The following is an 8,458-nucleotide window of genomic DNA, read 5'->3' on the forward strand; positions in this document are numbered from 1 at the left end:
GCAACAATAGGACACTGGGGACAGAGCGCCCGTATTTCAAGAGGCCAGCTCACGGCCGCCCCGGCCGCTGCGGCACCGCCTCAGAAGCGTTCGTGCTCCCCCAGGTAGCGCCACTGGCCCGGCGGCAATGCCCCCAAGGTCACGCCGCCGATGCGCACGCGCTTGAGGCCCACCACGTGCAGACCCACCTGCTCGCACATGCGGCGGATCTGGCGCTTGCGGCCCTCGGTCAACACGAAGCGCAACTGCTCGGGATTGACCCACTCGACCTGGGCGGGCCGCAGCGCCACACCGTCGAGCGCCAGCCCGTGGCGCAACAGCGCCAAGCGCTGCGGCGGAAAGACCGCCTGCACGTTGCGCGCCACCACCCCCGCCGAACCCGGCGCCCCCCACTGCACGCGCACCAAATACTCTTTGTCCACCGTCGAGTGCTCGCCCACCAGCGCCTTGGCCACCCGGCCGTCTTGCGTGAGCACGAGCAGCCCCGTGGAATCGATATCCAGCCGGCCCGCGGGCGCAAGCCCACGCGCGTGGGCCGGCTGAAACCGCCGCCGCGACCGATCCTCGCACCAGCGGGTCTGTGGCCGGATCAGCGTGGCCGCGCTGGGGTGGCCGTCCTCGGGCTGACCGCTGACGTAGCCGACGGGTTTGTGCAACACGATCGTCACCCGCTCGCGCTGCTGGGCGCGGGCAGGCGCCGCCACGTCGATGCGATCGGCCTCGGTGACAGTCTGCCCCAGCGTGGCGGGGTGCCCGTTGACGCGCACCCAGCCACGCGCGATCCACTCGTCGGCCTCGCGGCGCGAACACAGGCCGAGGTCGGCCAAGCGCTTGTTCAAACGGATGGTCATGCCGCCACTGTACCCGACGGGGGCGCGGCGGGTGACCCCGTGCTGCGCCAGGTGCGGCACCAAGCCGCCCAGTCGTCCACCGGCATGGGCCGCGCGATGTGGTAGCCCTGCGCCTCGTCGCAGCCCAGGTCGCGCAGTGCCACCAGGATGGCTGCGTTTTCCACCCCTTCGGCCACCACCGACAACCCCAGGTTGTGCGCCAGGTCGATGGTGGATCGGACGATGACGGCGTCGTCGGCTGCGCGCTCCATGCCCATCACGAAGGAGCGATCGATCTTGAGCTCCTGCACCGGCAGCCGCTTCAGGTAGGCCAGCGACGAGTAACCCGTGCCGAAATCGTCGATGGACAACCGAAAACCCATCGCGGCCAGTCGATTGAGCGTCGCTTCGGCCCGCTGCGGGTCGTCCATGATAGCGCTCTCGGTGATCTCCAAACCGACCGCGGCCGGGCCGATCCCGTGGCGGCGCTGCCACGCTTCGAGCCATTCGACCAAATCGGGGGCCATCAGATCGCGCGTCGAGAGGTTGATCGCCACACGCAAACCGGGACTGGCGGCCTGCAGCCCCGGCCACTGGCGCGCGGTCTCTTCCACCATCCAGCGCGTCAACGCCCGCACGAACCCCGTCTGCTCGGCAAACGGGATGAACTGCATCGGCGGCACCAGGCCGCGCCGGGGGTGGTGCCAGCGCACCAACGCCTCGGCGGCAACCACGGCCCCGGTGCGCACGTCGATCTTGGGCTGCAGATACAAGCGCAGCTCGTGCCGGTCGACCGCCTGACGCAGGTCGCTCAGCAGCGACAGCGTCTGCGCGCTGCCGGCATCGAGCGCGGCGTCATAGCGCAAGCAGTGCTCGGCGCGCGCCTTGGCGGCCCGCATCGCAATCTCGGCCCGCCCGAGTAGCGTATCGGCGTCGGCGCCATCGTCGGGCCACACCGCAACGCCCATGCCCGCGCTCAAATCGACCGTCTGCTCGTCCAGCACGAGCGGCGCCTGAAAGGCCGCCGCAAGCCGCTCGGCCAGGGCCATGGCCGCATCGGCATCGGCACCCGGCACCAGCACGCAAAACTCGTCTCCGCCCACCCGCGCCAGCAGCGCACCCGGGGCGTCCACCACGTCGCGCAGGCGTTGGGCCGCGGCGCGCAGCACGGTGTCGCCAAACGCGTAGCCCAGCACGTGGTTGATGTGTTTGAATCGATCGAGGTTGAGCGTCAGCACCGTCAGCGGGTGGGACGGCGACCGTCCGTCCAACACCTGCAACAGCGCCAGCCGCAGCCGCGCCCGGTTGGGCAGCCCCGTCAGCGGGTCCTCGAACGCCAAGCGCTGAATGTCCGCCTGTTGACGCGCGAGGCTGCTGCGCATGGTCTCGAACCCGCGGGCGAGCGCCCCCACCTCGTCACCGCGGTCGGCGCCCTCCAGCGCCACCGCGGCTTCGCCGCGTTCCAGGGCTTGGGCTGCACGGGTCAGGGCACGCAGCGGCCGCGTTACTCGGCGCATCGCCGCCCAGTTGATGGCTGCAAACAGCCCCACACCCAGCGCCGCGACGACCAGCAGCAGCCACTGCAGCTGCCAAAACGGCGCCATCGCCTCGTCCACCGAGCGCAACAGCACGGTGGTGGCCTCGCCGTGCAGCGTATCGAGCGCAAAGGCCCGCGCCAGGTAGCGCTCGCCATCGAAGGTCAAGGGGCTCACCCCCAGCGGCAGCGCCGCGATCGGGGCGTGCCGCTGCGGCGGCCGCGCCACCCCGGTGCTGACCACGACCGCCGGCTCCTGCCCCGGCCCGTGACCCACCACGGCCAACGGCACCGCGAATAGCTGATCCATATCGTCGGCCAAGGCCTGGTCGATCGGAAAACTCATCAGCACCCAGCCAATCACGAGTGGCGCGCGCACCGGCACCAGAACGAACTGGTAGGGCACACGGTCCAGCAGTGCGAGCACGCTCGGTTGCTGTGGCTGCTCGGCCAGCGAGCGGGCCACGGCCTGCAGCCGATCGTCCACTTGTTGCGGTGACAACGCGGTGGCGGGCAAGTCGGTGCGCGTGACGAGCCGTCCTTCGGCATCCAGAAAAGCCGTCAGCACCGACCCGATGCGCTCACCGTGGTTTTCCAGCGCCGACAGCACCGTCTTGCGATCCGCCGAGGCGACGGCCGTACGAAACCCGTAGTCGCTGGCCAGCAACTGGGCGCCCTGCCGCAGCCGCGCCGCGTTCTGGTCGAGCAACCGGCGCCAGACGCGCTCGCCCGTGGCCAGTTCCTTGGCAATGACGGCCTGCGCCTGCCGCTCGATGCCCACACGCACGATCGCAAAGACCACGGCCTGCACCAGCAACAGCAACACGACGCTGATGCCCACGATGCGCGGCGCCAGCCGGGTGTGGCGCCAGCCGTGCCGCCCGTCCGCGCGCGCGTTCAACGCCCCACCTCCGCCAACACCACGTCGACCACCACCGGGGCGCCGTCGCGTAGGGTCACGGCGCGGCGCACGCCGTTGGAGCCGACCGGCAGATCCGGGTGCCACACCACCAGCGCATAGGCACCGGCCGGGACCGGTGCCAGCCGCGTCGTGCCTTTGGGGTCCGTCAAGCCATGGTACGGGGTGTCCGCCACCACGATCCACCCCACCATGTGGTCATGGATGTTGCAGCCGAGCAACACGACACCGGCCCGGTCGAACACGACCGGGTTGGCGGGGGTGCCGGCATAGAGCTTGATCTCGAATGGCTTGGCCGGTGACAGCGAGTAAACGTGGTGCCGCACCGTGTCCTGGTTCGGAAAGGACACCGCCGTGCCACGCGTGACCACCAGCACTTGGGGATTGAACGTTTTGTCACGCTGAACCATCTCGACCCCAGTCAGAGGCGTGACCGCACGGGCGGCCTGGGGTGACTCCAGCATCACGACCGCCTCCGGCAGCGGCTGGCCGCGCGCGTCGCGCACCGTCACCCGCAACTCGGCGGCGCTGGCCAAGGTCGCCGCCAGCCAAAGCCCCACCACCAGCCAACGCCACATGGGAACACCGCCCGCGTCACGGCTCGATGGCCAGGCCACGCACGGCCTCGCCATCGCCCAGAGAGCCCAAGTCCTGCGCGCTGCCGCGGCCCAGGTCCACCCGCAGCAGCCGCGTCGGCGCGCCAGAGGCTTCCGCCCGCACAGCTGCGAATGCCGCGTTGTCGACGTCCGCGATGTCGAAGGCCGCGTCGGCCAGCGGGCCGGTGCCAAGCGGCCCGACGACCGTCAGCCCCCCAAGATCGGGCGACACGAAGGGTGAGGCATCTTCGTGCGAGCCTTGCATCAGCAGCAGCCCACGCGCATCGATGGCGTATTTGGTGGTCTTTTTCTCGTCCCGCGTGTTGTAGGTGTAGCCCGACGCCAGCACGCGCGGCGGCTGGGCGTCCGGCGCCCCAGCCACCCACTGCAAGTCGGCATCGCGCTTGATGAGCGCGGCGGTATCGGGGTGCACGCGCGCGTTGACACCCTGCGCGGTAGTGAGGCGCAGCCGGTCCACCGTTGGGTTGAAATCCACGCCCACTGGCCCTGGGGCCAGTGGCAAATCCGCGATTCGCCCCACCTCGCGCACCGCGCCGGTCGCGGTGTCGATGGTCAGCAAGCGGTTGCGGTCGGTCACGGCATAGAGCACACCCCTGGCCACCCGAAAATCCATGCCTAGGACAGATTCTCCTGGCTCCAGTCCCTGCAGTGGGCGGCGCTGCACCACCTTCTGCGGGGCATCCGCGCGCACCTGGAGCAGGGTGTGCGATGCCGTCAGCACCCACAGCGTATGCGGCTGCGGTGCCCGTGCGGGCTGCGCGCTGGCGACGGTCGCTGCGAGCAACGATATGGCGGCAATGGCCCGCGCTACCCAGCGCGTCATCGGAGTCCACCCGCTCGACATCAGCATCTCCTTTCGTCGTTGAGTCACGGACACGGCTGAGGGAACACCTCCGGGCCCCGGCGTGACTGCCGCGCCCGGTCCCGCGCACCGCTGATATATCAATGTCATCTTATACGACAAAGCGCCGCCTGCTGCCTGCTGCGGTTGCGCCCTTGCGGCCCGCCCGACTCAAGCCTCACGACGGCAGTCCGGCGCGGCGCAGCATCTGCAGATCGAGCACCCGCAAGCCCCCATACTCCACCTGAATCGCGCCCGCCTGCTGCCAGCGCGCCAGCGCCAAGTTGACGCGCTGGCGCGACAGGCCCACCAGATACGCCAGCTCTTGCTGGGTGATGCGCAGCACCTGCCCCACACCCGGAAAGAGACCCGGATGGAAAAGATTGGCCAGGCTGCGCGCCACGCGCACGTCCGGGTCGGTGATGCGGTCGATCTCGCGCGCGGCGATGAACTGTCCCAGGCGTTCGTTGAGCTGGTGCATCACGAAGCGGTTGAAGGCGATCGAATGGTCCAGCAGCCAGTGAAAGGTATCCACCGGCAACCCCGCCACGCGGCTGCGGCGCAGGGCCTGGATGTTGTAGCGGTAGGCCTCGCGCTTGAGTGCCGTGCCCTCGCCGAACCAGCCCCCGGGGGCCACGCCGGTGAACGTCATGATCGGGCCCCGGCTGTCATCGTTGCTCATTTTGAGCAACCCGTCGATGAGGCCGAACCAATACGTCACCGGCCGCCCGACGCGGCAAATGTAGTCGCCCGCATCGGCCTCGCTGACCACGAGCGCATCCACGGCCCGCAGGCGCGCCTCGCCCTCTAGCCGGGTCAGCCAGGGGATGCTGGCGAGCTCGTCCTCGTTGAGCGCGCGCGCGCGCTGCCGCAGTCGTTGGTAGGCGTTGACCATGGTTGACGAAACTCCCCCTTGCGGATGGGTCGATTCTTGGACGCCTCATCGCCCATCACGCCACACCCTAGGGAAAGTCCTAGGGAGGGGAACCCCTAAATTGTCTTTACCCGGACAGAACGACGTCAAACTTCGCCGTACAGTTGGCGCAACGATAGTGATCGTGGCCGCGTCAAGCTGGCCACAGTGGCAGAGGAGCCCCCATGCGAACGACATTTCCGCGCCTGCTGATCCAGCACGCCAGCACCCGTCCGGATGCTCCCGCGATGCGCGAAAAGGAATACGGCATCTGGCAGACCACCACCTGGCGGCAGATGCGCGAGCGCGTGCAACACATCGCCGCCGGCTTGCACCAGCTCGGCTTGCAGCGCGGCGAGCACCTGGTGGTCATCGGCGCCAACCGGCCCAGCCTGTATGCCACCATGCTGGCCACCCAGTCGCTCGGCGCCATTCCCGTGCCGCTGTACCAGGACGCGGTCGCTGCGGAGTGCGTCTTCCCCATCAACAACGCCGAGGTGCGCTTCGCGGTGGTGGAGGACCAGGAACAGGTCGACAAAATGCTCGAAATTCGTCCGCAGTGTCCGCAGCTCGCGCACATCTTGTTCGACGACCCGCGCGGCCTGCGCAACTACGACGAGCCCGGCTTGGCGGGCTTGAAGGAGATCGAGGCGGCGGGCGCCGTGTTTTGTCAGGAACACCCCGACTTCTTTCAGGAGCAGGTCGAGCTGGGCCAGCCCGACGACGTGGCGGCGATGTTTTTCACGTCGGGCACCACGGGCAACCCCAAAGGCGTGGTGCACACGCACTTCACGCTGCTCAACCGCGCCGAAGCGGGCGCCAAGTTCGACAAACTGACCGAAAAAGAAGAAGTGCTGGCGTACCTGCCGCCGGCCTGGATCGGGCAAAACATCTTCAGCTACGCGCAATGGCTGTGCTGCGGCTACGTGGTCAACTGCCCCGAGTCGTCGGCCACCGTGATGATCGACCTCAAGGAAATCGGGCCGACCTACTACTTTGCGCCACCGCGCATCTTCGAAGGGATGCTCACCAGCGTCATGATCCGCATGGAAGACGCCGGGGCCATCAAGCGCAAGATGTTCCATGCGTTCATGGACGTGGCGCGCCGCATCGGGCCGCGCCTGATGGACGGACAGCCCGTGGGCTTGGGTGAGCGGTTGCTGTACGCGCTGGGTGATGTGCTGGTGTACGGGCCGCTGCGCAACAACCTGGGCTTTTCGCGCGTGCGCGTGGCCTACACCGCAGGTGAGGCGATCGGCCCGGACCTCTTTACGTTCTACCGCTCCATCGGCATCAACCTCAAGCAGCTCTACGGCTCGACGGAGACCGCCGTCTTCGTCTGCCTGCAGCCCGACCACGAGGTGCGCGCCGACACCGTGGGCGTGCCGTGCGAGGGGGTGGAGATCAAGCTCTCGGACGCGGGCGAGATCCTGGTGCGCTCGCCGGGCTTGCTCAAGGGCTACTACAAAAACCCCAAGGCGACGGCCGAGGTGCTCGATGCCGACGGCTGGTACCACACCAGCGACGCGGGCTTCATCGACGCCAGCGGCCACCTCAAGATCATCGACCGCGTCAAGGACGTCGGGCGCCTGCGCGGCGGCCCCAACGACGGCGCCATGTTCGCGCCCAAATATGTCGAGAACAAGCTCAAGTTCTTCTCATACATCAAGGAAGCGGTGGCCTTCGGCGACGGGCGTGAGAAGGTCTGCGCGATGATCAACATCGACTTCGACGCCGTGGGCAACTGGGCCGAGCGGCGCGGCCTGCCCTATGCCGGCTACACCGACCTGGCCGGCAAGCCCGAGGTGTACGCGCTGATCCAGGAGTGCGTCGAAAAGGTCAACGCCGACCTCAGCCGCGACCAGATGCTGTCGGGCAGCCAGATTCACCGCTTCCTGATCTTGCACAAGGAGCTCGACGCCGACGACGGCGAGCTCACACGCACCAACAAGGTGCGGCGCGGCTACATCGGCGAAAAATACGCCGTGCTGGTCGACGCCCTCTACGGCGGCAAAACCGAGCAATACATCGAAACCCAGGTCAAGTTCGAGGACGGGCGCACCGGCCAGATCAGTGCCACGCTGCGCATCGCCGACGCCAAGACGTTCGCCCCCATGCAGGCCGCGGCCTGATGCCCCTACCCTCACGGCCCATCGACCCCCAGGATGTCCCATGGCCCAGAAACACATCGGTGACGTCATCCTCGACGTCCGCAATATCAGCCTGCGCTTCGGTGGCGTCAAGGCGCTGACCGACATCTCGTTCGACGTACGCGAGAACGAGATCCGCGCCATCATCGGCCCCAACGGAGCGGGCAAGAGCTCGATGCTCAACTGCATCAACGGCGTCTACACCCCGCAGGAGGGCACGATCACCTTCCGCGGCCAGACGTTCAAGCACATGAACTCGCGCCAGGTCGCCGAGATGGGCATCGCGCGCACGTTCCAGAACCTGGCGCTGTTCAAGGGCATGAGCGTGCTCGACAACATCATGACCGGGCGCAACCTGCGCATGAAGAGCAACCTCTTCCTGCAGGCGCTGCGCATCGGCCCGGCCGAGCGCGAGGAGATCGCGCACCGCGAGGTGGTCGAGCGCATCATCGACTTCCTCGAAATCCAGGCCTACCGCAAGACGCCCGTTGGCCAGCTCCCCTACGGGCTGCAAAAGCGCGTGGACCTCGGCCGCGCGCTGGCGATGGAGCCGCAGATGCTGCTGCTGGACGAGCCGATGGCCGGCATGAACGTCGAGGAAAAGCAGGACATGTGCCGCTTCATCCTCGACGTCAACGACGAGTTCGGCACCAC

At 68.0% G+C, this 8,458-nt stretch carries 7 protein-coding genes; 2 read left to right on the forward strand and 5 right to left on the reverse strand.

Annotated features, from left to right (window positions below; all coding sequences use genetic code 11):
• Nucleotides 1–80: 80 nt before the first annotated feature.
• The 5 genes from Q0716_RS01895 to Q0716_RS01915 form a co-directional block, all read right to left on the reverse strand.
• Nucleotides 81–851, reverse strand: coding sequence for a pseudouridine synthase (locus tag Q0716_RS01895; protein WP_366139707.1), 771 nt, complete (start codon nucleotides 849–851; stop codon nucleotides 81–83).
• A complete protein-coding gene (locus tag Q0716_RS01900) occupies nucleotides 848–3,265 on the reverse strand; it encodes an EAL domain-containing protein (RefSeq protein ID WP_299019052.1) in 2,418 nt (805 codons plus the stop codon). Before Q0716_RS01900 ends, Q0716_RS01895 begins: the two co-directional genes overlap by 4 nt.
• Nucleotides 3,262–3,861, reverse strand: a complete 600-nt coding sequence (locus Q0716_RS01905) for a methylamine utilization protein (protein ID WP_299019054.1) — start codon at nucleotides 3,859–3,861, stop codon at nucleotides 3,262–3,264. Before Q0716_RS01905 ends, Q0716_RS01900 begins: the two co-directional genes overlap by 4 nt.
• Nucleotides 3,862–3,877: 16 nt before the next feature.
• Nucleotides 3,878–4,744: a DUF4394 domain-containing protein gene (locus tag Q0716_RS01910; RefSeq protein ID WP_299019056.1), complete on the reverse strand. Its 867-nt coding sequence runs from the start codon at nucleotides 4,742–4,744 to the stop codon at nucleotides 3,878–3,880.
• 175 nt (nucleotides 4,745–4,919) lie between these two features.
• Nucleotides 4,920–5,636 (reverse strand): Crp/Fnr family transcriptional regulator, encoded by a 717-nt coding sequence (locus Q0716_RS01915; protein WP_299019059.1) that lies wholly within the window; start codon nucleotides 5,634–5,636, stop codon nucleotides 4,920–4,922.
• Nucleotides 5,637–5,839: 203 nt separating this feature from the next.
• Between Q0716_RS01915 and Q0716_RS01920 the strand changes: the two genes are divergently transcribed.
• Nucleotides 5,840–7,786, forward strand: a complete 1,947-nt coding sequence (locus Q0716_RS01920; protein ID WP_299019062.1) for an AMP-binding protein — start codon at nucleotides 5,840–5,842, stop codon at nucleotides 7,784–7,786.
• Nucleotides 7,787–7,826: 40 nt separating this feature from the next.
• On the forward strand, nucleotides 7,827–8,458 hold a 632-nt coding region (locus tag Q0716_RS01925), incomplete at its 3' end, for an ABC transporter ATP-binding protein (RefSeq protein WP_299019064.1).

This window comes from uncultured Tepidimonas sp., assembly GCF_938045175.1.
In the GTDB taxonomy this organism is placed as follows: Bacteria; Pseudomonadota; Gammaproteobacteria; order Burkholderiales; family Burkholderiaceae_C; genus Tepidimonas.